General features: G+C 54.6%; 18 protein-coding genes. 12 read left to right on the forward strand and 6 right to left on the reverse strand.

What is annotated here, in order from left to right:
* Nucleotides 1-85: 85 nt before the first annotated feature.
* Complete coding sequence (locus NYE92_RS13475; RefSeq protein WP_259019061.1) at nucleotides 86-2,371, forward strand: zinc/cadmium/mercury/lead-transporting ATPase; 2,286 nt, start codon at nucleotides 86-88, stop codon at nucleotides 2,369-2,371.
* A gap of 26 nt (nucleotides 2,372-2,397) precedes the next feature.
* Here the strand turns inward: NYE92_RS13475 and tusA are convergent, their stop codons facing one another.
* Complete coding sequence (gene tusA, locus NYE92_RS13480) at nucleotides 2,398-2,649, reverse strand: sulfurtransferase TusA (protein ID WP_014604827.1); 252 nt, start codon at nucleotides 2,647-2,649, stop codon at nucleotides 2,398-2,400.
* A 205-nt stretch (nucleotides 2,650-2,854) separates the two neighbouring features.
* Between tusA and NYE92_RS13485 the strand changes: the two genes are divergently transcribed.
* Nucleotides 2,855-3,520: a 7-cyano-7-deazaguanine/7-aminomethyl-7-deazaguanine transporter gene (locus NYE92_RS13485; protein WP_014604826.1), complete on the forward strand. Its 666-nt coding sequence runs from the start codon at nucleotides 2,855-2,857 to the stop codon at nucleotides 3,518-3,520.
* Between the two features lie 117 nt (nucleotides 3,521-3,637).
* Nucleotides 3,638-4,192, forward strand: a complete 555-nt coding sequence (locus NYE92_RS13490; RefSeq protein WP_013027570.1) for a DcrB family lipoprotein — start codon at nucleotides 3,638-3,640, stop codon at nucleotides 4,190-4,192.
* 106 nt (nucleotides 4,193-4,298) lie between these two features.
* Here NYE92_RS13490 and iolC read toward each other — a convergent pair whose 3' ends face one another.
* Nucleotides 4,299-6,218, reverse strand: a complete 1,920-nt coding sequence (iolC, locus tag NYE92_RS13495) for a bifunctional 5-dehydro-2-deoxygluconokinase/5-dehydro-2-deoxyphosphogluconate aldolase (protein ID WP_014604825.1) — start codon at nucleotides 6,216-6,218, stop codon at nucleotides 4,299-4,301.
* Between the two features lie 513 nt (nucleotides 6,219-6,731).
* Between iolC and iolD the strand changes: the two genes are divergently transcribed.
* The 4 genes from iolD to NYE92_RS13515 all read left to right on the forward strand — a co-directional run bounded on the left by iolD (nucleotide 6,732) and on the right by NYE92_RS13515 (nucleotide 11,756).
* On the forward strand, nucleotides 6,732-8,672 hold the full coding sequence (iolD, locus tag NYE92_RS13500) for a 3D-(3,5/4)-trihydroxycyclohexane-1,2-dione acylhydrolase (decyclizing) (protein ID WP_112900597.1): 1,941 nt from the start codon (nucleotides 6,732-6,734) through the stop codon (nucleotides 8,670-8,672).
* 60 nt (nucleotides 8,673-8,732) lie between these two features.
* The gene (locus tag NYE92_RS13505) at nucleotides 8,733-9,743 is read left to right on the forward strand and encodes a Gfo/Idh/MocA family protein (protein WP_013027573.1); all 1,011 of its coding nucleotides are present in this window, start codon (nucleotides 8,733-8,735) and stop codon (nucleotides 9,741-9,743) included.
* Between the two features lie 25 nt (nucleotides 9,744-9,768).
* The gene (gene iolE / locus NYE92_RS13510) at nucleotides 9,769-10,665 is read left to right on the forward strand and encodes a myo-inosose-2 dehydratase (RefSeq protein WP_029569244.1); all 897 of its coding nucleotides are present in this window, start codon (nucleotides 9,769-9,771) and stop codon (nucleotides 10,663-10,665) included.
* Nucleotides 10,666-10,904: 239 nt separating this feature from the next.
* Entirely contained in the window at nucleotides 10,905-11,756 is an 852-nt protein-coding gene (locus NYE92_RS13515) for a MurR/RpiR family transcriptional regulator (protein ID WP_259019064.1), read from the forward strand.
* A gap of 546 nt (nucleotides 11,757-12,302) precedes the next feature.
* Here NYE92_RS13515 and iolB read toward each other — a convergent pair.
* Together iolB and NYE92_RS13525 are read right to left on the reverse strand one after the other, a co-directional pair.
* Entirely contained in the window at nucleotides 12,303-13,121 is an 819-nt protein-coding gene (iolB, locus tag NYE92_RS13520) for a 5-deoxy-glucuronate isomerase (protein WP_014604822.1), read from the reverse strand.
* 57 nt (nucleotides 13,122-13,178) lie between these two features.
* A complete protein-coding gene (locus NYE92_RS13525; protein ID WP_014604821.1) occupies nucleotides 13,179-14,684 on the reverse strand; it encodes a CoA-acylating methylmalonate-semialdehyde dehydrogenase in 1,506 nt (501 codons plus the stop codon).
* 685 nt (nucleotides 14,685-15,369) lie between these two features.
* Between NYE92_RS13525 and NYE92_RS13530 the strand changes: the two genes are divergently transcribed.
* Together NYE92_RS13530 and NYE92_RS13535 are read left to right on the forward strand one after the other, a co-directional pair.
* Complete coding sequence (locus NYE92_RS13530) at nucleotides 15,370-16,749, forward strand: nucleobase:cation symporter-2 family protein (protein WP_028715893.1); 1,380 nt, start codon at nucleotides 15,370-15,372, stop codon at nucleotides 16,747-16,749.
* A 265-nt stretch (nucleotides 16,750-17,014) separates the two neighbouring features.
* Nucleotides 17,015-18,070: an AI-2E family transporter gene (locus NYE92_RS13535; protein ID WP_013027580.1), complete on the forward strand. Its 1,056-nt coding sequence runs from the start codon at nucleotides 17,015-17,017 to the stop codon at nucleotides 18,068-18,070.
* Here the strand turns inward: NYE92_RS13535 and NYE92_RS13540 are convergent.
* Nucleotides 18,059-18,742, reverse strand: a complete 684-nt coding sequence (locus tag NYE92_RS13540; RefSeq protein WP_013027581.1) for a FadR/GntR family transcriptional regulator — start codon at nucleotides 18,740-18,742, stop codon at nucleotides 18,059-18,061. The two genes, NYE92_RS13535 and NYE92_RS13540, sit on opposite strands and share 12 nt — an antisense overlap.
* A gap of 148 nt (nucleotides 18,743-18,890) precedes the next feature.
* On the opposite strand from NYE92_RS13540, the gene uxuA reads away from it, so the two are divergent.
* Complete coding sequence (uxuA, locus tag NYE92_RS13545; protein WP_014604819.1) at nucleotides 18,891-20,075, forward strand: mannonate dehydratase; 1,185 nt, start codon at nucleotides 18,891-18,893, stop codon at nucleotides 20,073-20,075.
* A gap of 428 nt (nucleotides 20,076-20,503) precedes the next feature.
* Nucleotides 20,504-22,084: an EAL domain-containing protein gene (locus NYE92_RS13550; protein WP_013027583.1), complete on the forward strand. Its 1,581-nt coding sequence runs from the start codon at nucleotides 20,504-20,506 to the stop codon at nucleotides 22,082-22,084.
* Nucleotides 22,085-22,134: 50 nt separating this feature from the next.
* Here the strand turns inward: NYE92_RS13550 and NYE92_RS13555 are convergent, their stop codons facing one another.
* Nucleotides 22,135-22,455, reverse strand: coding sequence for a hypothetical protein (locus tag NYE92_RS13555; RefSeq protein ID WP_013027584.1), 321 nt, complete (start codon nucleotides 22,453-22,455; stop codon nucleotides 22,135-22,137).
* A 492-nt stretch (nucleotides 22,456-22,947) separates the two neighbouring features.
* Here NYE92_RS13555 and proP point away from each other — a divergent pair, with 492 nt between their 5' ends.
* A complete protein-coding gene (gene proP / locus NYE92_RS13560) occupies nucleotides 22,948-24,453 on the forward strand; it encodes a glycine betaine/L-proline transporter ProP (protein ID WP_013027585.1) in 1,506 nt (501 codons plus the stop codon).
* The last annotated feature ends 47 nt before the right edge of the window (nucleotides 24,454-24,500 follow it).

The following is a 24,500-nucleotide window of genomic DNA, read 5'->3' on the forward strand; positions in this document are numbered from 1 at the left end:
AGCGTCACAATAAATCTGAAGATGGAATAAACCGTCGGGTGTAAGATAAGGCGTGGGCATGGTGCCCACGTCTTCCGGAGGTTATATGCATCAACATCATGCTTGTGGCTGCGGTAAGCCCTGCGGTACGCACCGTGCCGCAAAACCGCTTTGTGCAATCCGCCCTGTTCGTTCCGGTACGCTGTCTGTTACTGCGGCAACGCCTGAAATTTCTGACGGCAATGGCTGCGGTGGTGACTGCGCGTGCGGCAGTTCATCCAGCAGTGAAGCCAATGACGAAGGTGACCGACGACGGTCCTCAGATGCTTTTCAGTTCAGCTGGCTGGTCAGCGGCATGGACTGCCCCAGCTGTGCCCGCGCTATCGAAACGGCCGTTCGTCAGCTTCCTGACGTCACCCAGGCCCGCGTCGTATTCTCCAGTGAGAAGCTGATTGTTGACGCCCGCGCACCGGTTCAAGGCGCGATAGAAGACGCCGTCAGAAAAGCCGGATTTCAACTCTCCTCCACCGCTGCTTCCGCTTCTTCACTCGCCTCCTGGCAAAAACATATCCCCCTTTTTCTGCTCGCCGGGTTAATGCTGGCCAGCGTTGCGCTCAGCCAGATCAATGCTGTGTGGGGCGATCGATTATTTATTCTCACCACGCTGGTTGGTCTGGCACCGGTCGCGCGTAAAGCCTGGCAGCGTCTACGAACCGGCTCCGCTTTTACGATTGAAACCCTGATGACGCTGGCGTCGGCGGGCGCGCTGTTGATTGGCGCCCATGCGGAAGCAGCCATGGTGTTGCTGCTGTTCCAACTGGGTGAACGCCTGGAGGCCTATGCGGCAACCCGTGCGCGCAGTGGCGTGAGTCAGCTGATGGCGATCCGTCCCGAATCGGCCGTGCGCCTGCAAAATGGCGTTCGCAGTGAGGTTCCACTGGCGGCGCTGCAGCCAGGCGACCGTATAGAGGTTGCCGCCGGTGGTCGCCTGCCGGTTGACGGATGTCTGGTCGCGGAAAGCGCCAGCTTCGATGAAAGCGCCTTAACCGGCGAGTCTTTGCCGGTTCTTCGCATGCGGGGCGATAAGGTGCTGGCTGGCGCCACCAGCGTAGACAGGCTGGTGACGCTGGACGTGGTGTCAAAACCCGGCGAGAGCGCGATTGACCGCATTTTGCAGCTGATTGAGGAAGCCGAAAGCCATCGTGCTCCGGTGGAACGCTTTATCGATAATTTCAGCCGCATTTACACGCCTGCAATCATGCTACTGGCGCTGCTGGTCATGGTCATACCGCCGCTGCTCGGCGCGGGTCCATGGCTACCGTGGATCTACAAAGGGCTGACGTTACTTCTCATCGGTTGCCCCTGTGCACTGGTGATCTCGACGCCAGCGGCCATTACGTCTGGCCTTGCGACCGCGGCGCGGCGCGGCGCTTTAATCAAGGGCGGTGCAGCCCTGGAACGCCTGAGTACGGTGCAGACGATTGCGTTCGATAAAACCGGGACGCTCACGGAAGGTAAACCGCAGTTAACCCGCATTTTGTCATTCGGCGATCTCAGTGAAGACGAGATTCTGCTGCTGGGCGCCGCCGTTGAACGGGGCTCCACGCATCCGCTGGCTACGGCAATTGTGGCTGCGGCCCAGGCGAAATCCCTGACAATTCCGGCAGCCGCACATCAACAGGCCATCGCCGGCAGCGGCATCAGGGCCGAGGTTGCAGGCCAGCGCATTGAACTGCTGGCACCGGCCTACGTCAACGCGCTGAACGCCCGGCAACTGGACATGATTAGCGAGCAGGAAGCCCAGGGCGAAACCCTGGTGATTGTGCTGCGTAATGGCGATGCGCTGGGTGCACTCGCGTTGCGCGATCGGCTGCGCAGTGAAACGCCTGCCGCGTTGCAGGCGTTAAAGGCGCTCGGCATCAACAGCATTATGCTCACAGGGGATAACCCGCGAGCGGCGGCTGTGGTGGCGCAACAACTGGATATCGCGTGGCACGCAGGCTTATTACCCGCCGACAAGGTTGAGCGGGTTCGCCAGCTCAGTCAGCATCAGGTTGTGGCAATGGTGGGCGACGGCATCAATGATGCGCCAGCCATGAAGGCGGCCACGCTGGGCATCGCCATGGGCAGCGGCACCGATGTCGCGCTGGAAGCAGCCGATGCGGCCCTGACGCGCAATCAGCTCAGCCATCTGGCTCCGATGATCGGTCTGGCGCGTCGCACCCGGGCAATTATTCGTCAGAATATCGGCATTGCGTTAGGGCTTAAGGCGCTGTTTCTGGTTACCACGCTTCTCGGACTGACCGGATTGTGGCTGGCGGTGCTGGCTGATTCTGGCGCCACCGCGCTGGTCACGGCGAACGCGTTGCGGCTGCTGCGCACGCGGGATTAACAACCTGACGGCGGCAGGTGCCGCCGTTATTCGCCCATCCCTTTCCTGATCAAAAACTGATAAGGCAACGTGTCGGTTTGCGCGACCAACAGGCGATGCTCCATAAAGCGGCAAAAACCGGGAATATCCCGCGTGGTCGCCGGATCGTCAGCCACGATCAGTAGCGTTTCACCGTCCTGCATCCCACGCACGGTTTTGCGAACCATCATGACCGGTTCGGGACAGCGAAGGCCTAACGCATCCAGTTGATGGTCGGCGGAAGAAAATGCATCACTCATCACGATCTCAATTCAGGTTGGCGGGCGCTTATTCTAGCGCGTCAGCCCTTTGACGCAAGGCGATAACGATTGCGTTAAAATTAGCCATTGCATTAATAGCACACCAGGGTAAGATTCGGCCGTTTTTTGTTCATGAAACCGTAGTGCGCGGACCGTTCTGCGCCCTGCAATGGGTTCCCTCACCCCACGATTAAAAAGGCTAACTATGCTCGCATTTACCCCGCGTCAGCGCACTTATGCGCTTTTCTGGCTGTCCCTGTTTCACCTGCTGGTGATTACCTCCAGTAATTATCTGGTGCAGTTGCCCGTCTCCCTTTTTGGTTTCCATACCACCTGGGGCGCCTTTAGTTTCCCGTTTATCTTCCTGGCGACCGATCTCACCGTCCGCATTTTTGGCGCGCCGCTTGCACGGCGGATTATTCTGGCGGTCATGGTGCCGGCGTTGTTTATCTCCTATACCATTTCCAGCCTGTTTTATCAGGGCGAGTGGCAAGGCTGGCAGGCATTGCAGCAGGTGAACCTGTTTGTCGCCCGTATCGCCTGCGCCAGCTTTATGGCTTACGCGCTGGGCCAGATTCTGGATGTGCATGTCTTTAACCGCCTGCGTCGCCTGCCGCAGTGGTGGATAGCGCCCGGCTGTGCCATGTTTTTAGGTAATATCAGCGACACGCTGGCGTTCTTTTTTATCGCCTTCTATAAAAGCTCCGATGCGTTTATGGCGCAGCACTGGGTGGAAATCGCCCTGGTCGATTACAGTTTCAAGGTGCTGATCTGCATGGTGTTCTTCCTGCCTGCCTATGGTGTGTTGCTCAATGCGGCGTTGAAACGTCTGGCCGAACGCCAGGCTCAACCACAGATACATTTCGGCTAACCGGCAATACAGCCTTTCCTGACAATCCGCTAAAATCTTCTGACAATACTCAGGTTGCGTTTGCAGCCTGATTCCTGTTGTATAAACGCCTGAGTGGAAATTTAAAAAGGGATTCTGATGCGTAATTTAGTGAAATATGCGGGAATTGGTTTGCTGGTCCTCGGCCTTGCCGCCTGTGACCAAAAGAAAGATGACGCGGCAAACGACAACGGCGCATCTGCCAGTCAGTCGGCACAAACCGTGACGCTGATGGATGGCAAGTTAAGCTTCGCCTTACCGCCGGGCATGTCCGATAAGAGCGGCAAGCTGGGCTCACAAAGCACCAATATGCACGTGTATGCTGATGAAAGCGGCGCGCGGGCGATTATCGTCATTGCAGGTGATCCCACTAACGAAGGGCTGGATGTTTTATCACAGCGCATGGAACAACAGCAGCGTAACCGCGATCCGCAGCTACAGGTTGTCTCTAACAAAGCGGTCACCCTGGGCGGCGAACCTGCACAGCAGCTGGACACCGTGATCTCAGCCAATAACCAGACCTCCTGGTCTTCCGTCGTGTTGGCCAAGGTGGATGGTAAGCTGATGACCATGCAGATCACGCTGCCGGGCCAGAACCAGCAGCAGGCGCAAAGCGATGCTGAAACGGTAGTGAAGAGCATTAAACTGAAATAACCGCAACAGGCCCTTGCCTGATATGGGTGTTATTTCAGGTTCCCGCCCTGAAAACAGCGAGCCGCGTGGGAAAGCACGTCTCCACACGGCTCGATTCTGGTTCTTTTCACGCCTGCTCGCGTGCCGTGCGCCAGTAATCAATCAAACGCAGATAGTTATCTTTTACAGCCGTTACCAGCGCCGCGTCGTCAATTTCACCCTGCAACCACTGACTTGAAGGCTGGGCAAAAATCGTCCGTCCCACCGCGAAGCCTTTCACCCATGGCGCAGCCGCAGCCGCAGCGAAACCGAGTTTCAGCGTCTCCTCTGGCGCATCCAGCCCGAGCAACAGGATACCGCGACAGTGAGGATCCTGCGCCTCAATCAGGGTGCCAATGGCCTGCCAGCTCGCTGTTGACAGGGGCGGTAATTTCCACCAGTCCGGCTTGATTCCCAACGCATAAAAGTGGCTCAGAACCGCCAGATAACAGGCTTCGTTACGGTCTGGCTGCCCCTCTGGCAGAATCACTTCCAACAGCAGTTCATGCCCGCTTTTGTTACAGCCTTTCCAGACATCCAGCAACACGGCATCCTGCTCTTCACGCAGTTCGGCGCTGTCATGCGGGTGATAAAACACCAGACATTTTACCACGTGCTCCATTGGCCAGCTGGCAAGCTGTGTGCCGATATTGCCGTGTTCAAGGCGTAACGGTCGGGATCCCGGTAACTCTATCGGCCGCCCGATCCATCTGTTCTTGCCGGTAATGGCGTTAAGCGTTCGTTGCCCGAAGGTGGTATCGGCCAGAATGCCGCTTTTGCTTTCAATGCCTGCCTGCTGTACCGCCTGCTCTGCGGCCTGGAGCAGCAGGAGCTTGAGTTGAGGAATGTGGCTGACGTCAGCCCCCGCTGCCTTGGCCATATCGACCAGTTGCTTACGATGGTCAAAGGCAAAGATATTGAGTTCCGGCCAGGCACGCTGCCGGGTGGTCACGCGGTGCAGGTGCGTTAATCGACTGTCCAGATCCGGACGCTTGACGGCGTTTTCGCGGCTCAGAAAATCGTCCAGTTCTTCTCGGGTCGGCATCGCCGGCGCGCAACCGTGGCGTGAAACCACCAACGCACCGCAGGCATTGGCATAACGGCAGGCCTGCTCCCAGCCTTCATCATTTAACCAGCCACGCAGCAGGCCCGACATAAACGCGTCACCTGCGCCCAGCACGTTTAACACCTCGACGCGCACGCCGCTGTGCAGCGTTACCTGCTCCCAGCTTTCCGGAATCTCATGTTCAAAGACAACGCATCCCATTGCACCCCGCTTACAGACCAGCGTAGCCTTACTGACCTCACGGACATTTCTCAGCGCCGTCAGCGTATCGGTGCTGCCGCCCGCGATATGGAATTCTTCTTCGGTGCCTACGATAAGATCGAAATAGTGGACGACCTGCTGCAGTTGCGCCGTTACCTCTGACGATGCAATGAAACGTGTTTCACCGTCACCCAGCGAGGTTAATCCCCACAATACTGGCCGGTAGTCGATATCCAGCGCCGTTCGCAGGCCGTTTTTGCGGGCGAGCTCCAGCGCCTTTAGCACAGCCGCCCGGGTCTGGGGATGTGACAAGTGCGTGCCGGTGACCGCTACCGAGCGGGAGGAGGCGATAAAGGACTCCTCGATATCCTCTGGCACCAGCCCCATATCGGCGCAGTTATCACGATAAAAAATGAGTGGGAACGTTTCGTCGTCTTTGATGCCGAGAATCACCAGGGCAGTAAGGCGTTTTTTATCCGTTATCAGCGCATCGGTATTACACCCAACCCTTTGCAGGCTTTCACGTAAAAAACGGCCGTTATGCTCATCGCCTACGCGCGCCAGCATGGCCGAACGCAACCCCTGAATAGCGGTGCCATAAGCGACGTTACCCGATGAACCGCCAAGATATTTGGCAAAGGACGTGGTGTCCTCCAGTCGCGCGCCAATTTGCTGACCATAGAAGTCTACGGCGATGCGTCCAATACAAATCACATCAAGACGCTTCTGTTGTGTACTCATGCTTCTGGTTTCCTTCTGTGATGAGCAGACACTGTGGACAAGTTGGATATCGGGGTCTGAAGGTGTCTGATTAGCGATAAACACAGTATGAGGAACAAATATTCCAAACTCAATTCAAAATGAAACTTACAATGCAATTATGTGAACCAGTTAAAAATCTGTCGCTCCCCGGTACTTTATCGCCATGCCCTGCGCACCGCGTACCACAAGGCGGCAGACTCACCGCCCGTCTTTTAGGGCTGACCTGACAATGAAATGAAATATCTTAAAAAACGGCAACTCTCACCAATCATTCCAGTTCCCCCCTTTCCTGCGTATTACGTGGGATCGGCAGGAATGTAAATTTGATCCCCCTCGCAAAATGAAATATTTCTTCTGTAATTGTATTTTATGAAAAATGCATTTGTTTATAATCCTCTGACATTTCAGTTATCCCGGTAGCTCTCTCCGTTACGTCACGCCGTTTATACGCGGGGCCGGACGCCGCTACAGCCAGCACGTTGAGGAAAGTTTATGGCCACCATCAAACTGACTACCGCACAGGCATTAGTTAAATTTCTTGATAATCAATACATTGACGTAGACGGGCATGAGACGAAGTTTGTCCATGGCATTTTTGCCATTTTTGGCCATGGCAATGTACTGGGTCTGGGCCAGGCACTGGAACAGGACAGTGGGGATCTGGTGGTATACCAGGGACGCAATGAGCAGGGAATGGCGCACGCTGCAACCGGCTTTGCCAAACAATCCCTGCGGCGTCAGATCATCGCCTGCACCTCTTCTGTTGGCCCGGGTGCGGCCAACATGTTAACGGCGGCGGCCACGGCGACGGCGAACCGAATTCCCCTGCTGCTGCTGCCCGGTGACGTTTTTGCCACCCGACAACCTGACCCGGTGTTGCAACAGATTGAGCAATCCTGGGATCTGAGCATCAGCACCAATGATGCCTTCAGAGCGGTCAGTAAATACTGGGATCGCATCAGCCGCCCTGAACAGTTAATGAGCGCCTGTATTAATGCGATGCGCGTGCTCACCGACCCCGCTGAAACCGGGGCCGTCACGCTCTCTTTACCGCAAGATGTGCAAGGCGAAGCCTGGGATTACCCCGACTATTTCTTCCAGAAACGCGTGCACCGACTGGACCGTCGTCAGCCCACCGTGGCCCAACTTGAAGATGCGCTGAAGCTTATTATCCGCAAACGTAAGCCGCTGATTATCTGCGGCGGTGGCGTCAAATATTCGGGGGCGGGCGAGGCGCTGCAGGCGTTCGCTGAACGGTATCAGATTCCGTTCGCTGAAACGCAGGCCGGAAAAGGGACGCTGCTGTCCGATCATCCGCTCAACGTTGGCGGCGTAGGTGAAACCGGCTGTCTGGCGGCAAACCTGCTGGCAAAAGACGCCGATCTGGTGATTGGGATTGGCACACGCTATACCGATTTTACCACCTCATCGAAATGGATTTTCCGGCATCCCGAGGTGAGCTTTCTTAACATCAACGTCAGCAATTTTGACAGCTACAAACTGGATGGCGTGCAGCTGCTTGCCGATGCGCGTGAAGCCCTGCTGGCGCTCAGTCATGGGCTGGTTTCGCAGCACTACGGCAACGACTGGGGCACGCAGGTTGCCGAGGCGCGGCAACAGTTAGAAGAAGAAAGACAGCGCGTGTATCACGTTACACATAACGATGCTGAATTTGTGCCCGAGATTGCCGACCATCTGGATCGGGACGCCGTCTACGCCGAATTCAATCGCTTGACGCAGTCTCTGCTGACCCAGAGCAGTGTCTTGGGTACCCTCAACCAACATTTGCCTGCCGATGCCGTCATCGTCGGTGCTGCAGGCAGCCTGCCCGGCGACCTGCAACGCGTCTGGCGCACGCGCGGCTATAACGGCTATCACCTCGAATACGGCTATTCCTGTATGGGATATGAAGTGAATGCGGCGTTAGGCGTTAAGCTTGCGGAGCCCCAGCGGGAAGTCTTTGCCCTGGTCGGCGACGGCTCTTTTATGATGCTGCATTCCGAGCTGGTGACCTCCATTCAGGAGGGTGCCAAAATCAACGTGGTGCTGCTGGATAACATGAGCAATGGCTGCATTAACAACCTGCAAATGGAGCACGGTATGGACAGCTTCATTACCGAGTTTCGCTTCCGCAATACGGACAGCGGTAAGCTAAACGGCAGCCTGGTGCCGGTAGACTTTGCCGCAATTGCTGCCGGTTATGGGTGCAAGACCTATCGCGTCAGCACGCTGGAACAGCTTAAGGCTGCGCTGGACGATGCGAAAACACAGCAGGTTTCTACGCTGATAGATATTAAAGTACTGCCCAAGACCATGATTCATAAATATTTCAGCTGGTGGCACGTTGGCGTTGCACAAACTGCCCAATCGGCGCGCACGCAGGATGTGGCGGACAAACTGAATGCGCATCTGGCACAGGCCCGCAAATACTGATTTCCGGGCCGTCTGACGGCCCTTGTTTCTTCTCTTCGATTTAACCCTACAGGTGTAATTATGACATTGAAACTTGGTGTGATTGGAACAGGCGCGATTGGTCAGGAACACATTCGCCGCTGCAACAATGTCTTACAAGGGGCAAGAGTGGTCGCGGTATCCGATATCAACGTTGAAGGCGCGCAGGCTGCACTGCAACGGCTGAATAGTGATGCGCAAGTCTGCAAGGATGGCTATGAGGTGATTCAGTCACCTGATGTGGATGCGGTGCTGGTGACCTCATGGGACCCGACGCATGAAGAGTTTACCCTGGCGGCCATCGCGGCGGGTAAGCCGGTGTTCTGTGAAAAACCGCTGGCCATGAGCGCAGAGGGTTGCCGTCGGGTGGTCGAAGCAGAAATCCAGCACGGTAAGCGGCTGGTTCAGGTGGGTTTTATGCGGCCTTACGATGCCGGCTACCGGGCGCTGAAAAAAGTGATTACCGACGGTGAAATCGGCGAGCCGCTCATGCTGCATTGCGCGCATCGCAATCCGACGGTGCCCGAAAATTACAATACGGAAATGGCGATCACCAATACGTTAATTCATGAACTTGACGTACTGCGCTGGCTGACGAGTGACGACTACAAAAGCGTGCAGGTGGTTTTCCCGCGCGTCAGTTCCAAAGCGCGTCCGCATCTGAAAGATCCGCAAATCGTCCTGTTTGAAACGCAAAAAGGCGTGCGCATCGATGTAGAAATTTTTGTTAACTGTACCTACGGCTATGACATTCAGTGTGAGGTAGTGGGTGAAGAAGGCATCGCCAGACTGCCGGAGCCTTCGTCAGTGCAGCTGCGCAAACAGGCCAAACTTTCCAACACCATTTTAGTCGACTGGAAAGACCGCTTTATCGAGGCTTACGACGTCGAACTGCAGGCGTTTATCAACGACGTGAAAGCCGGGCAGTTAACCGGTCCGTCTGCCTGGGATGGTTTTGCCGCCTCCGTCGCCGCTGACGCCTGTATCAAGGCGCAGAAAAGCGGTGCCATTGAACCGATTGAAATGCCCGCTCGTCCGGCATTCTATAACTAAATCTCTCGCCTTTGGCAGGTAAATAATGAACAACGATAACGTAAAGCTGGCGATAGCGCCCATTGGCTGGACAAATGATGATATGCCCGAGCTGGGCAGCGAGAATACCTTTCAGCAAACCGTCAGCGAGATGGCACTGGCGGGCTTCTCAGGAAGTGAAGTGGGTAGCAAATACCCACGCGATCCTGCCATTCTCAAGCCAATGCTCGATATTCGCGGCATTCAGATCTGCAACGCCTGGTTCAGCACATTTTTTGCGCAGGGTGACAAAAACGAGACCCTTGAGGGTTTTACGGCGCACATGAATTTTCTCTATGAAATGGGTGCCCGGGTGATCGGCTGTTCAGAGCAGAGTAAAAGTATTCAGGGCACAGCACGGGCAGTGTTCGATCACAAACCGGTGTTTAACGATGACGAGTGGCAGAGAACGGCGGAAGGCTACAATACGCTTGCCGACCTTGCCGCCGCGAAAGGGATGCGCGTTTGCCTGCACCACCATATGGGCACCGGCATTCAGACGCCCGCGGAAATCGACCGTTTCATGGCGCTCACGCATGACAATGTCGGTTTACTCTATGATACCGGCCACATCTATTATTCTGAAGGCTCACAGGACGTGATGCTGGCAGTGCTGAAAACCCATCTGCCGCGCATTTTCCACGTTCATCTGAAAGACGTGCGGGATGAGATTGTCGCAGAAGTGCGTGACCAGCACCTGTCGTTTCTGGACGGTGTGAAAAAGGGCACATTCACCGTTCCAGGCGACGGCGTCATTGATTTTAAACCGGTTTTCAAAATTCTTGATGACTACGGCTATCAAGGCTGGATGGTGGTTGAGGCTGAGCAGGATCCTGCGTTGGCCAATCCGTTCGAGTACGCGGTAAAGGCAAGAAAATATATTCGGGAGAATACCGGACTGTAAGACTATCATCCGCCCTGAAGAGAATGATCAGGCCCTGTGTAAGGCTGTGCCCTCATCGGATGCAGCCTGTTTTAGTGGCCAGCTCGCCCGCGCGTCGCCCCTGTCGCGGTGAATCTGTGAGTCATTTCATAAACCAATGAAATAAAAGCTGCATACATAACAAAAAAATGAAATTTTCCAACCATCTGATATCATAGCGTTCATTATCCAGCCACGTTTTCCGCAAATGAGCAGATGTCATGAGTAATAATCCCTCCCAACTTTCACTGCTGCAGGACGAGATTCGCCGTCGCTACGAAACGCTGAGCAAGCGTCTGAAGCAGGTGGCTCGTTATATCCTTGATAACAGTAACAGTATTGCTTTTGACACCGTGGCCTCTATTGCGCAGCAGGCCGACGTTCCGCCATCTACGCTGATTCGCTTTGCTAATGCATTTGGCTTCAGCGGTTTCAACGAAATGAAACAGGTTTTTCGTCAGCATCTGATGGAAGAGACCGTCAACTATACAGAACGAGCGCGGCTGTTTCGTCAGACAGCAGCGGACGATGCTGCGAATTCGCCCGAAAGTCCGGCTGAAATTCTCAATGTTTTCACCATGGTCAACAGTCAGGCCCTGCAGCAGCTGGCCATGCAGGTGAGCCCGGACCAGTTAGACAAAACCGTGCAGCTTATGAACGAAGCCGAAAATGTCTACGTAATCGGCCTGCGGCGGTCGTTTAGCGTTGCCTCCTATCTAGTGTATGCCCTGCGCCATCTGGAACGCCGTGCCTTCCTGATTGACGGGCTGGGCGGCATGTTTACAGAACAGCTTAATCTGGTTACGCCCAAAGATGTGGTGATTGCCATCAGCTGTTCACCCTATGCAAGGGAGGCGGTAGAAGTGGTCGAGTTGGGGGCCAAACGCGGTGCCAGCTTAATCGCGATCACTGACAGCCAGGTCAGCCCACTTGCCGCCTTCAGTGACGTCTGTTTCGTTGTACGCGAAGCCCAGGTTGACGGTTTTCGCTCTCAGGTTGCCTCGCTGTGCCTGGCACAAACGCTGGCCGTATCCCTGGCGCTGGCGAATGCGCAGTCCGGTCAGCTCTCCTGACATGCCGCCAGCTGCGGCGGCACTGCTTACACGTCATACCTGAACACATGATACACGCGCCCTCAGTAAAGCCGGGAGCATGACGCCCCCGCGCGTCCCGGCGAGAAACGCCCTCTGCAGCGACAAAAACGCAGTCCTCAGGCTCAATGCTGGTCACTTAGGTGACCAGCTTTTTTTTATCGGCATATTTCCGTGATCTTATTCGCAGCTCCCGCGGAAAGTTTCGTTCTCTTCGCCCCGGCAGTATCAGCCATCTCGCCTTTTTATACGGCGTTCTCAGTTCGCCCGGAACCGTGCCCGGGGTAACTCATCAGGAGCCGCGATATCTCACTGGTGGCTCTGCTGAGGCTCAGCGGGAATAAGATCAGAGAGCGAACGGGCGCGTTCGGGAGAAGTGGAATGAATGATGCCCAGAGCCTGTGAGAGTTCCATAAAAAAGGGTTCATGATGAACATGAACCCCTTTGATCCCTTCCACTGGATCGGTCAACCGGGCCTTAAATGACCCGCATTAGCCCTCAGGCTGCCGTTTTGCTTTCAGCAGTGATTAACGTGACGGATAGCGATCGCTGTTGATCCAGGCATGATCCTGTTCCCAGCTGAATTTCCACAGGCGAACCGGCCCTGCCATAACGTTAAGGTAGTAATTGTTATAGCCAGCCAAGGTTGCTACAGGATGGTAACCGCGCGGTACGGTGACGACATCCCGGTTATAAACAGCCATGCACTCATCCAGAGAACGATCGTCCGTATAAACGCGCTGCATCGCGAAGCCCTGTTCGGGTTCAAAACGGTGGTAATAGGTTTCTTCCAGATAGGTTTCGTTCTCGCTGTTTTCCTGGTCGTGCTTGTGACTCGGATACGAACTGGTATTGCCCTCATCGGTAAACACTTCCACCACCAGCAAGCTATTTGCCGGTTCACTGTCCGGCAGAATGTTGTGCACAAGTCGCTGGTTGTGGCCTTTGCCGCGCCGCTCAACGCCGACATCTTCTGGCGCAATCAGTCGGGCGGGCAGGTTGTCGCCCTGCCCCGGTGCCTTGCAGACCGCCAGCTCAAGATCGCTGTCCGCTCTTACCGTCACTGCATCATCATGAGGGACATACACGGAATAAGGCGGCGTACGTTCAAACGGCGACATTCGCTTACCTAACCCCGGAAAGTTTGCATGACGCGTGCTAATCGAGGCCAGGCCTGCCACCAGCACCAGGCAAAGCTCGCTGTCACCGCTGGCCATGTCGAGCGTCTGTCCTTGTTTTAACAGGAAAGACTCGAAACCCACATAGCGCCAGCCCGCACTGTCTGGCGTTACCTGCTGTATGCGCCCCTGCTCATCGGGTTGTTTTACCTTTGAGAGTAATGACATCCGCCGTCTCCTAATCCATCGCCCTTTATCGTCAATACGCTGTCACTCAGCGCCCACTCAACCCAACGTCGGCATACTGAATTCAGAAACCGTTTGCTGGCCGCTCGGCCAACGGACGGTCGCTGTTTTCATGCGCGTATAAAAACGTACGCCGTCCGGACCGTGGACATTCAGTGCGCCAAACACCGAGCGCTTCCAGCCACCAAAACTGTGGAATGCCATTGGCACCGGCACGGGCACGTTGACGCCGACCATTCCGGCTTCGACGTTTTGGACAAATTCACGCGCCGTGTGACCATTACTGGTAAAAATGGCGCTGCCGTTGCCGAATTCGTGACTGTTAACCAGTTTCAGCGCACTGTCGTAATCCGGCGCGCGCATGATGCTCAGCACCGGGCCAAAGATTTCTTCACGCCAGATCACCATCTCTGGGGTTACGTGATCGAATAACGTTCCACCGACATAGTAGCCGTCCTCATAACCTGCAACCTTCTGGTGACGACCATCCACAACCAGCGTTGCCCCTTCCTGCTCGCCGATGTCGATATAACCCAGCACTTTCTTCTGATGGGCGGCCGAAACGACAGGCCCCATTTCATTCTCGTCACTGCCCTTACTCATGCCCGGCCCGACGCGTAATGCTTTAATCAGCGGCGTCAGGCGCGAAATCAGTTTATCGGCGGTGTCATCGCCTACTGCGACCACGACAGGCAACGCCATGCAGCGTTCACCCGCCGAGCCAAATGCGCCCCCCATGATGGCATTGACCGTGGCGTCCAGGTCAGCATCAGGCATGACGATAGCGTGGTTTTTGGCCGCGCCAAATGCCTGCACGCGTTTGCCGTGCGCGCTGGCCGTTTTGTAAATGTGCTCAGCCACACCCGACGAACCCACAAAGCTAACGGCCGCGATACGGGGATCTTTGTAAAGCTGTTCTGCATTCTCATTCGAACTGTGTACCACGTTGAAAACGCCATCCGGCAGGCCCGCTTCTTTCAGTAACTCCGCCATGCGCACGGCGGCAGACGGATCCAGCGCCGGGGGTTTAAGTACAAAGGTGTTGCCGCAGGCCAGGGCAATAGGGAACATCCACAGTGGCACCATGGCGGGGAAATTGAAGGGGGTAATCCCTGCAACCACGCCGACCGGCTGCATGAGCGAGTAGCTGTCTACGCCGCCGCCCACGTTAGGCGAGTTCTCCCCCTTAAGCAGGTGAGGAATGCCGCAGGCGAACTCAATCACCTCAATCCCGCGCGTCAGTTCACCCAACGCATCAGACCAGACTTTGCCGTGCTCGGACACGATCAGCGCCGCCAGCTCATCACGATGTTGTTCCATTAAGGCTTTAAAGTTGAACATCACGCGTGCGCGGCGAAGCGGGGCGGTTTTGGACCAGGCAGGAAAGGCTGCATGCGCCACGTCGATTGCCTGGGCCACTTCGTCTGCGCTGCATTGGGTAAGTTCACGGATCACCTTGCCGGTTGCCGGATCGAACACAGGAATGGTTTCGTTGCTGGCACTGAACGTGGTTTTACCGCCAATAAAATTTCCTACGATAGTCATGATGTTGCCTCTTTGGTATGTACGGTTCCAGCAGGCAAAGCACAAGAAGTGGCATGCTGGCTGGGCAGGAAAAGCCAAAAGCATGCTGAGAAGCTATTACAATGGAATAAATTTTTCAAATAAATATTTTTGAAAAATTACTTTTTAGCGGGGCAGATCGCATTTTTGCATGTCGCTCTGAACGGCTCGCCAGCAATGGCTGTACATGACTTGTCTGGGGGGAAGTTAGTGCCTGTATGCTGTGACGACAAGCGCCAGCGTGAAGCCTGCACTGATGCGGTCGTCCCTTCCCGGTCAGGCGTCAAAATAAGCAGGGAGAGACAAAACACCGCCTTCCTTTTAAGTTTCATTAAATCGCATAGTGAAATGAATATTTCTTTTTACGCACCTCTTGCCCTCAGCCTGCCTTTGACAAGGTTCACTCTGCTGGCGCAACGCCCTTAAGCCAAACTGGTGCACGACAGTGGTGCAAAATCCCTCAACCACGGCCATTTTCTGAACCAATAATTTCCTGATTGCAAATCAGGAATCATGTGTTTCACAGCTTACCGCCTTTCCTGCATCGCAGGGTAACGGTCTATCTTTATGATTATTAGCATTATTTATGAGATCCCTCGACACAACGCAAAACCTGGCCTGCTTTATGCAATATCGTCGGACCTCCCTGCACCCGAAAGAGATAATCATGTCTGACCCAAAAAACAGCGGCTTACTGTACGGACTGGACCAGCGAATCCCACCACTCCAGGCTTTCTTCAGCGCTTCACAGCATGTGCTGGCGGGCCTGGTTGGCATTATTACGCCCCCGTTGCTGATCGGCACGGCGCTGGGTCTGGATGCGTGGCTGCCTTATTTGATCAGCATGTCGCTCCTTGCCTCCGGCATCGGGACGTTTCTGCAGTCAAACCGGGTATGGGGCATAGGTGCCGGCATGATATGCATGCAGGGCACCAGTTTTGCCTTTCTTGGTGTGGCCATCTCCGGCGGCCTGTGGGTCAAAGCACAGGGCGGCAGTCCAGAAGACATCATGGCGATGCTGTTTGGCGTCAACTTTGTCGCGGCGCTGGTGCCGGTCATCGTCAGCCGCTTCATCGATACCTTAAAGCGGGTCTTTACGCCGGTGGTGACGGGGAGCGTGATTGCGCTGATTGGTATCAGCCTGATCAAAGTCAGTGTGATTAACTGGTGCGGTGGTGAGAAAGCCCAGGATTTTGCCAGCCTCAGTAACCTGGCGCTGGGTGCGTTAACGCTTGGCGTCATCGTTGTGCTGAGCTGCTCCGGTAACCGCTGGCTACGCCTTTCATCGGTCGTGGCCGGCATTGCAGCAGGCTGTATTGCCGCTGCCCTGAGTGGCAAATTTCAGGTTCACGATCTGGGCGAGAGCGTCTTTCGTTTACCCTCTCTGTTTCCGTTTGGCTTTCACTTCAACAGTACGCTTTTCATTCCGGTGGTGCTGGTCTCTCTGGTCTGCATCATCGAGGCGGTGGGCGATCTTACTGCTAACAGCCTGATTTCCGGTAAATCTATTACCGACAAGACCTTTAGCGCCCGTCTCAAGGGCGGCATTCTGGCAGACGGACTGAGCTGCATGATTGCGGCGATGCTGAGCGCCTTTCCCAACACCACCTTTGCGCAAAATAACGGCGTGATCCAGATGACGGGCGTGGCGAGTCGTTTTGTCGGCCGTTACGTCGGCGTCATTCTTATCCTGCTGGGGCTGTTTCCGCCTTTCAGCGAAGCACTGCGTCAGATTCCCACACCGGTGCTGGGGGGAGCCACGATGGTGATGTTCGGCTGCGTCGTCACGGCGGGGATTCGCATCCTAAGCCAGGCTCCGCTAACGCGCAGGGAAATACTGATTGTCGGTCTGGCGTTTAGTTTCGGGCTGGGAATCGAATCCGTTCCCGCTTCGCTTTCCCATCTGCCGCCCATGTTTGAGAATCTGTTTGGCTCCGCGGCCACCACCGGCGGCCTGGTCGCCATTGTCCTGAATCTTCTCATTCCTGGCGCAGACAAGCCGGCACGTGAAGAAGTAGAAGAGGGCGAATCCGCACAGTCATTGTAATCCTGCCACATTCGCCCGCGACGCAGTCGTTGCGGGTGACCGCCTGTGCGCTCAGGCCCCCTGCTCTTGATGTCTCCGACAGCTTTCTCACTGGATCCGCCCCAGAATCCTTTAACACCCAGACGGCAACACAGCAGGAAATCCGGCTTATTCCGCCATTTATCGGGTAAAAAACTCGCCTGATTTACCGTTTCCCTCAACAAATCAGACCGTTACTTTTCCTTCAACTACACTTTCATCAGTTATTTATGCGCAGAGATACAGAATGAACGCGTTACAGCAGGAAAAAATTGGACAAAATATCTTAATCAAACTCGCGATGCTGGTGATTATCCTTGCCGGGATAAGAGCGGCCTCCGACATTCTGGTCCCGTTACTTCTGGCGGCCTTTTTTGCCATCGTACTGAATCCGTTAGTCACGATACTGATGCGGCGCGGGCTGCGGCGGGGGTTGGCGATTACCCTGGTGATTACGGTGATTTTTATCGTGATTCTGCTGCTGGGAGCCATACTGGCAAGCTCGATGAGTGAGTTTTCCGACCTCTATCCTCAACTGCGCACCATTATGGAAAAGAAAATGGCGGTGGTTCAGCATCTGGCAGCCAGCATCCATCTCAATATCTCAACCGATGCCCTGGTTCAGCGTTTCGACCCCAATACCGTTATGAATCTGGCCAGTGTGGCGCTGAGTGGCTTTTCAGGCGCGATGACCAATACCGTGTTACTGATCCTCACCGTGGTCTTTATGCTGTTTGAGGTGCACCATCTGCCTTATAAAATGCGTAACTCGTTTGTGAACCCCAAAATTCGTATCGCCGGTTTACACAAGGCCTTAAAAGGGGTGACGCATTATCTGGCACTGAAGACGCTAATCAGCCTGATCACCGGCATCGCGGTCTGGCTGACGCTCTACCTGCTGGACGTGAAATTTGCGTTACTGTGGGGCGTGGTGGCCTTTATCCTTAACTTTATTCCCAATATCGGGCCGATTATTGCCGGTATTCCTCCTTTCCTGCAGGCGCTGCTGCTCAACAGCGTGTTTGACGCGGCAATGGTGGCGGCGCTGTTTACTGCCATTCACATGGTTTTCGGCAATATGCTTGAGCCACGCATCATGGGGCGCGGTCTGGGCTTATCAACATTGGTGGTGTTTCTGTCATTGATATTTTGGGGCTGGCTGCTGGGCCCGGTCGGTATGCTGCTGTCCGTTCCTCTGACCAGCATCACTAAAATTTTAATGGAAACTACCCCGGGCGGGAGCCGTCTGGCCATTATGCTGGGAACCGGCCGCCCCAAGCCTTCGCGGCTGTTAACCAAGTAAACGCTGCTGCACATGCTGCAGATGATCTCTCATCGCCGCCTGTGCAGCCTGCTCATCACCGGACGCAATTGCCTCGGCGATGCGCTGATGGTCCGCGTTCATTTCATCTGCAAAGGTATTGTCGGCATAATGACGTTCCAGCCGGCGGAAATGGGCGCTGTCGCGTTTGTTCCACAGATTTTCCATCATTTCCCGCAACAGATCATTGCCGCTCATCTCGCTAATCAGCAGATGAAAGCCTTTATCCTGCTCGATGAAAGCCGCGTCGTTTTCATTAAATGCCTGGAGCGCTGCGCTCAGGGACAGCAGCTGCTGACGCTGGGCCTCACTGCCGTTTCGCGCCGCCATGCCCGCCAGCATGCTCTCATAGGCTTCGCGCGCCTGTAGCAGATCCTGCAGGCTGAAGTTCTCGGTTTCTTTGCCTGCTGAAGGTTGCGGTAAGGTCTGAGCGACAAAAACCCCCGTACCGGTGTGGATGCTGACGTAACCCGTCATCTCCAGCGCTATCAGGGCTTCACGCACCGATGAACGACTGACGCCCAGTTGTCGGGCCAGTTCCCGTTCGGGCGGCAGCGCCCCGCCCGGCACGAAATCGCCGCCATGAATGCCCGCAATGATGGCATTAGCAATTTGCCGATAAAGCCGCTCAGTTTTCAGTACCGCTAACCCCATAACTCTCTCCTGTTGCAGGCCGCCTTTCGGGCATCAGATGATACGTATTTATATTGCTGCGATCCGGATCACGGCCTTAATTTACGCGCTATCTTACTCTTGGTCCAGCGGCCTGACCACTGGGCCACACGTCCAACAAGGAGCAATAATGGAACATACATGGCGCTGGTACGGCCCGAACGATCCTGTGTCACTTGACGATGCCCGCCAGGCAGGTGCAACAGGAATTGTCACAGCACTTCACCACATCCCTAACGGAGAAGTGTGGCCTGTAGCCGAAATCAAAGCGCGTCAGGCGCTGCTGGCGGAAAAAGGTCTTACCTGGTCAGTCGTTGAAAGCATTCCTGTGCACGAAACGATTAAGACCCAACGCGGCGATTATCAGCACTACATCGCCAATTATCAGCAGTCAATTCGCAACCTGGCAGCGTGCGGGATTGATACCGTATGCTATAACTTTATGCCGGTTCTGGACTGGACGCGTACCGATCTGGCCTGGGAACTGCCGGACGGCGCTAAAGCGCTGCGCTTTGATGCCGATGCCTTTGCCGCGTTTGAACTGCATCTGTTACAACGCCCCGGCGCGGAAAAAGATTACAGCGCCGCCGAACAACAGGCCGCCGCAACGCGTTTCGCCGCCATGACCGAGGAAGAGAAAGCCACGCTGGTGCGCAACATCATCGCAGGCTTACCCGGTGCAGAAGAGGGTTATACGCTCGAACAATTTCAGGCACAGCTGGCGCAATACGACGGTATTGATAAAGCCAGGCTGCGCGAGCATATGGCCACCTTTCTGCGCGCCATCGTGCCGGTGGCGGAAGAAGTCGGCATTAAGCTGGCCGTCCATCCTGATGATCCTCCCCGTCCAATTCTTGGCCTGCCGCGCATTATCTCCACGCAAGAGGACATGCAGTGGCTGAAAGAAACGGTAGACAGCCTGCATAACGGATTCTGTTTCTGTACCGGTTCCTACGGCGTACGTGAGGATAATGCCCTTATCGAGATGGCAGAAACCTATGCCGACCGCATTAACTTTGTGCACCTGCGGGCAACAAAGCGAGAAACGAACCCCAACAGCTTCCACGAGGCGGCCCATCTGACAGGCGATGTGGATATGGTTGGCGTCATCAAAGTGATCCTGGCCGAGGAGCAGCGTCGCCGTAGGGCGGGCGAACAGCGAGCCATCCCGATGCGCCCCGATCATGGTCACCAGATGCTGGATGACTTGCGTAAGCGCACCAACCCAGGCTATTCCGCCATTGGCCGCCTTAAAGGGCTTGCAGAACTGCGCGGCGTCGAAGTTGCCCTGAAGCAGATCTATTTCCAGGACTAAACGTTGTTGCCCCGACGTCGTTATGCTGTCGGGGCAAAGGGTAGTTTAGACAGGTTGCTGTACTCATATTTATGGCGCGTCATCAGTTGGTCAGCCGCGCTTTCCAGGTAACAAGAGGGTTCTCATTTCTCTCCCTTCTGGCTGCCGTGTTTTGGATTACTCCTCCCACGGCTTCGCTGCGGCACCCTTTTCAGGACACCCCCAAGCTCACCTTTTCCACGACCGGTTTACAGCCGCCATCAAACTAATGTGTGAGCATTCACTAATAGCATGAATTTTTTGTCAATTAATTGCCTGCCAGGTCGATAATTGACCATATCGGAGAATAAGGGATTTCCGACCGTTCACCAGCGGCGTGAACTGGCGTGCTATGCTGCATTAACCCTTAGCACCTCTCAAAACACGATCACGATTCAGAGGTTTTTACGGTGCCGCTAATAAAAAGAAAACATGAGCATGCCAAATCGCTCATTGTCCTCGCAGGACTATTGCCGCTGCTCCTGGGGTTGTTGTTCACGATAATTGATGCCAGAAAAACAGTAAAAGAACAGCAAATTGATACGGCCGCGACCTTACTGTCTCAGGCAGAAAAAATCAGCGATAACGCCTGGAGCATGATCGCCTGGCTGCGCCAGTATGAGTACCAACCCTGTGAAAAGATAGAAAATACGCTACGGGTTAATAGCACTCTCCATCCCTATTTTCGCGGTATCGGCAAACTGGAAAGTAACACGGTAAGCTGCTCTTCTGCCTACGGTAACAAGCCCGCTACGCTTAAAGCCATGATTGGCGTCGCCCCGCCCGTGACCGGCAAAGACTGGTGGAGCCTGTCCATCGCGGGTTCTTACATCGTGCCAGACCGACCTGCCGTGATATTTGTGCGCCAGCTGGCAGCTGGCAGAGCCCTCTGGGTGATGGTTGAAGGGCAGTATCTTATTGATTTTATGAGCGCGCTGGGCAGTACGCATCATTATCAGATAACCATGCGTTTTAGTAACGGTGCGCCAATCGTGTCAGGCGATCGTGAAATGGCCGACGACAGGTGGCTTAAGCCTCAGGTCTATCATGCCACCTCTTCCCGCTATAGCATCAAGGTCACCCTGATAGCGCCCGGTGCTGAGCTGGTTAAAACATGGACGCAGCTTCTTTTCGTGTTTATGCCGATGGCGGCGATTTTTTCCGTGCTGTTTATGATTCTTACCGCCTCCTGGCTTCGCAGACGTTTTTCCTGGGGAGATGAAATTCGTCGCGCCATTCAGTCCCGTCAGTTCAGCGTGCATTATCAACCTACCTACAGCTGCACGCTGCAACGTTGCACGGGCGCAGAAGCCCTGTTGCGCTGGACTCTGCCCAACGGTAACAGCGTGCGCCCGGACACCTTTATTACCGCCGCAGAAGCGGAAGGGATGATTATCCCGATTACCCATCATTTGATGGCGTTGATCGTTGAAGACACGCAAAGCTGGGCGCCTAACCCCGGCTTTCATCTGGCGATTAACGTGGCTGCCGAGCATCTTCAGCACCCGGATTTTGTTGACGATATGCTTAATTTTGCTGACAGGATGGCGAGAACCGAATTCAACATTACTCTGGAACTGACGGAGCGGAGCCTGATCAAAGAAGGGAGCCTTGTCGCGGCTAAGCTGGCGCAACTGCGTCAGGCAGGCATGAAAGTCGCTATTGATGACTTTGGTACGGGGCACTGCTCTCTGAGTTACCTGCAAACCTTTACGCTGGACTACCTAAAAATCGATCAGGGTTTTATCAATGCCATCGAATCCCTGGAGGGGGAAACGCCGGTGCTGGACGCCATTATCAGTCTGAGCCATAAACTGAAGCTGCAGGTATTGGGAGAAGGCGTCGAAACGGCAATGCAGTTCCGCTATTTACAGCAGCATGGTGTCACCTTTATCCAGGGCTATTTTTACGCCAGGCCCATGGATAACCCCACGATCGTGGCGTGGATGAAACAATATGGTCATTTGCCGGTTGAGGTTGAAAACACCTGAGCCGCAACTTACTGACGCACGCGGCACAATGACGGCGAAGAAGCGCTAAATCAACGCGCTTTTCGCTGTGCTGCACGCTGCTTACTCGCCGCCCGCATTGCCACCGCAATGGCCTCTTCCTGTTGAATGACGTGCTCAACAGGCGCACTGGCGCGCTGATTCAGCCGTTGCAGCGTAGGCATCGACTGCTGCAACAGTTGCTGGCACTCCTCGTATTCCGAGCGTTGCTTACCTGTCACGGTCGATGTTTGTAGTGCTTCGCTCAATTGAGCCAGGCGGTCAATCCAGTATTTCGTGCGGCAGCTAAGCCATCCAGAACTGAGCTGCGCCTCAGGAGACCGGGAAGCCGTGGGCACCTCAGAAGAATTCATTAATTTTCTTTCTACACTATCTATCTGCGCCACCCAAGGGCTCTGGCAAGTAAGGGGTGCTTTCCTTGACATTCTTCCTACAAATCAAGGTGAAAGAGTATTGCCGAAGGCGTTCTGATAGGCAAGCCTCAAACCTTAACCCGCCCAATCCTTAATCTTTATTAATAGCTTTAAGCCAGACGGCTGAGTGAGCTCAAACCGCAGCGCTCACTTAACACGCAAACGCGCGCAGAACCTGACTTTTTTTCGCTTCAGGGGCTGCTATAAACCACCGGTAAAATTGTTCGTTTTCAGGTCAAACATGACAAATATCACACAAAAACGTTATACTCTGCGGCCGATAAATCAGATAACAACAGTATTTGTTGTTTTGATGGATCGACAGATAATGCTGTTTTACGGCTATGCTTAAATTTCCTCAACGCAGCGGTCTGAACGCTGTTTTCGGTTCGCGCCGTTGAGGACTTTCATGTTCCATTACAGGGTAATTCTATGAAATTGCGTAGGAAGCGTGTAAAACCGATTGGGATAGATGATGTCACCATCATTGATGATTCCCGTTTACGTAAAGCCATTACCGCCGCCTCTTTGGGTAACGCCATGGAGTGGTTTGATTTTGGTGTTTATGGCTTTGTGGCTTATGCCTTAGGTAAGGTGTTTTTTCCGGATGCCTCTCCAGGGATTCAAATGATTGCCGCACTGGCAACCTTCTCCGTTCCTTTCCTGATTCGTCCTTTAGGCGGCCTGTTTTTCGGCATGCTGGGGGATAAATATGGTCGTCAGAAAATCCTGTCGATTACCATCGTCATTATGTCGGTCAGTACCTTCTGTATCGGCCTGATTCCCTCCTATGCCTCCATTGGCATCTGGGCGCCGGTTCTGCTGCTGTTGGCCAAAATGGCCCAGGGCTTCTCAGTCGGTGGGGAATATACCGGTGCCTCTATCTTTGTGGCCGAGTATTCGCCTGACCGTAAGCGCGGCTTTATGGGAAGCTGGCTGGACTTCGGTTCTATCGCCGGCTTCGTGCTGGGCGCGGGCGTCGTCGTCTTAATCTCTACCATCATCGGCGAAGAGAACTTCCTTGCGTGGGGATGGCGTCTTCCGTTCTTCCTGGCCCTGCCACTGGGTATTATTGGCCTGTATTTACGCCATGCCCTGGAAGAAACCCCCGCGTTCCAGCAGCACGTCGACAAACTGGAACAAGGCGATCGCGAAGGCCTGCGTGACGGCCCGAAAGTCTCTTTCAAAGAAATCGCCACGAAACACTGGCGTAGCCTGCTAGCCTGTATCGGTCTGGTTATTGCAACCAACGTGACCTATTACATGTTGCTGACCTACATGCCAAGTTACCTGTCGCACAACCTGCACTACTCTGAAGATCATGGCGTGCTGATTATCATCGCCATCATGATGGGCATGCTGTTTGTCCAGCCCGTGATGGGGCTGCTGAGCGACCGCTTTGGCCGTCGTCCGTTTGTGATTATCGGCAGTATCGCCCTGATGATCTTCGCCATTCCGGCCTTCATGATGATCAACAGTGGCATGCTGGGAATGATTTTCGCTGGGTTGTTGCTGCTGGCCGTTATCCTTAATGCCTTTACCGGCGTGATGGCTTCGTCACTGCCTGCTATGTTTCCGACGCACATTCGCTACAGTGCATTAGCCAGCGCCTTCAACATATCGGTACTGATTGCAGGCCTGACGCCAACGTTAGCGGCCTGGCTGGTAGAATCGACCAATAACCTTTATATGCCCGCTTACTATCTGATGGTGGTTGCAGTCATTGGCCTGATTACCGGCCTCTACATGAAAGAGACGGCGAATAAGCCCCTGAAAGGTGCAACTCCCGCCGCCTCTGACATGGAAGAAGCGCGCGAAATTCTGCAGGAGCATCACGATAACATCGAGCAGAAAATCGAAGATATCGACGCCGAGATGGCCCGCCTGGAAGCCAAACGTAAAAATCTGGTTGAACAGCACCCAAATATCAACGAGTAACGCCCCTCTCTCCCGCCCCTGAGGCGGGAGAATCTTTTGCTGCCTCT

The sequence above is a fragment of the Pantoea sp. B566 genome (assembly GCF_024793925.1).
Lineage (GTDB): Bacteria > Pseudomonadota > Gammaproteobacteria > Enterobacterales > Enterobacteriaceae > Pantoea > Pantoea ananatis.

Bases quoted from the DNA above. Each gene is read 5' to 3' on its own strand.
- iolE (WP_029569244.1), top strand. From the start codon at position 9,769: ATGAACAACGATAACGTAAAGCTGGCGATAGCGCCCATTGGCTGGACA.
- NYE92_RS13505 (WP_013027573.1), top strand. From the start codon at position 8,733: ATGACATTGAAACTTGGTGTGATTGGAACAGGCGCGATTGGTCAGGAA.
- NYE92_RS13485 (WP_014604826.1), top strand. From the start codon at position 2,855: ATGCTCGCATTTACCCCGCGTCAGCGCACTTATGCGCTTTTCTGGCTG.
- NYE92_RS13535 (WP_013027580.1), top strand. From the start codon at position 17,015: ATGAACGCGTTACAGCAGGAAAAAATTGGACAAAATATCTTAATCAAA.
- NYE92_RS13555 (WP_013027584.1), bottom strand. From the start codon at position 22,455: ATGAATTCTTCTGAGGTGCCCACGGCTTCCCGGTCTCCTGAGGCGCAG.
- iolB (WP_014604822.1), bottom strand. From the start codon at position 13,121: ATGTCATTACTCTCAAAGGTAAAACAACCCGATGAGCAGGGGCGCATA.
- NYE92_RS13530 (WP_028715893.1), top strand. From the start codon at position 15,370: ATGTCTGACCCAAAAAACAGCGGCTTACTGTACGGACTGGACCAGCGA.
- NYE92_RS13515 (WP_259019064.1), top strand. From the start codon at position 10,905: ATGAGTAATAATCCCTCCCAACTTTCACTGCTGCAGGACGAGATTCGC.
- proP (WP_013027585.1), top strand. From the start codon at position 22,948: ATGAAATTGCGTAGGAAGCGTGTAAAACCGATTGGGATAGATGATGTC.
- uxuA (WP_014604819.1), top strand. From the start codon at position 18,891: ATGGAACATACATGGCGCTGGTACGGCCCGAACGATCCTGTGTCACTT.
- NYE92_RS13540 (WP_013027581.1), bottom strand. From the start codon at position 18,742: ATGGGGTTAGCGGTACTGAAAACTGAGCGGCTTTATCGGCAAATTGCT.
- NYE92_RS13490 (WP_013027570.1), top strand. From the start codon at position 3,638: ATGCGTAATTTAGTGAAATATGCGGGAATTGGTTTGCTGGTCCTCGGC.
- iolD (WP_112900597.1), top strand. From the start codon at position 6,732: ATGGCCACCATCAAACTGACTACCGCACAGGCATTAGTTAAATTTCTT.
- tusA (WP_014604827.1), bottom strand. From the start codon at position 2,649: ATGAGTGATGCATTTTCTTCCGCCGACCATCAACTGGATGCGTTAGGC.
- NYE92_RS13525 (WP_014604821.1), bottom strand. From the start codon at position 14,684: ATGACTATCGTAGGAAATTTTATTGGCGGTAAAACCACGTTCAGTGCC.
- iolC (WP_014604825.1), bottom strand. From the start codon at position 6,218: ATGAGTACACAACAGAAGCGTCTTGATGTGATTTGTATTGGACGCATC.
- NYE92_RS13475 (WP_259019061.1), top strand. From the start codon at position 86: ATGCATCAACATCATGCTTGTGGCTGCGGTAAGCCCTGCGGTACGCAC.